Genomic DNA, 958 nt, shown 5'->3' on the forward strand with positions numbered 1-958 from the left:
TCGCGGCCGCCCTGGCGAAGGTGCCGGAGCTGGACCCGGCCCAGATCGACGACCTGATGCTCGGCTGCGGCCAGCCCGCCGGCCAGTCCGGGTTCAACATCGCCCGCGTCGTCGCCGTGCAGCTGGGCTACGACTTCCTGCCCGGCGTGACCGTCAACCGCTACTGCTCGTCGTCGCTGCAGACCACCCGCATGGCGCTGCACGCGATCAAGGCCGGCGAGGGGGACGTGTTCGTCTCCGCCGGTGTCGAGTCCGTCTCCAGCTTCGTCACCGGCAACGCCGACGGCCTGCCGAACACCAAGAACCCGCTCTTCGCCGACGCCGAGGCCCGCACCGCCACGCTCGCCGAGGGCGGCACCGCGTGGACCGACCCGCGCAGCGAGGCCCTGCTGCCCGACGTCTACATCGCGATGGGCCAGACCGCGGAGAACGTCGCCTCGCTCACCGGCATCTCCCGCGAGGACCAGGACCGGTGGGGTGTGCGGTCGCAGAACCGGGCCGAGGAAGCCATCAAGTCGGGCTTCTTCGAGCGCGAGATCAGCCCCGTCACCCTGCCCGACGGCACCGTCGTGACCACCGACGACGGGCCGCGGCCCGGCACCACCTACGAGGCCGTGAGCCAGCTGAAGCCGGTCTTCCGCCCCGACGGCACCATCACCGCCGGCAACGCCTGCCCGCTCAACGACGGCGCCGCGGCCCTGGTGATCATGTCCGACACCAAGGCCGAGGAGCTCGGGCTGACCCCGCTGGCGCGGATCGTCTCGACCGGCGTGTCCGGCCTGTCGCCGGAGATCATGGGTCTGGGCCCGATCGAGGCCGTGAAGAAGGCGCTCGCCCACGCCGGCAAGACCATCTCCGACATCGACCTGTTCGAGATCAACGAGGCGTTCGCCGTGCAGGTGCTCGGCTCCGCCCGCGAGCTCGGCATCGACGAGGACAAGCTGAACGTCTCCGGTGG

General features: G+C 71.2%; 1 protein-coding gene. It reads left to right on the plus strand.

The genetic code is table 11. The features are described 5' to 3' along the window. The coding region (locus G6039_RS30175) for an acetyl-CoA C-acetyltransferase (RefSeq protein ID WP_164528202.1) at positions 1 to 958 on the plus strand (958 nt) is incomplete at both ends.

This window comes from Rhodococcus aetherivorans (genome assembly GCF_011058165.1).
Taxonomy (GTDB): Bacteria; Actinomycetota; Actinomycetes; order Mycobacteriales; family Mycobacteriaceae; genus Rhodococcus; species Rhodococcus aetherivorans.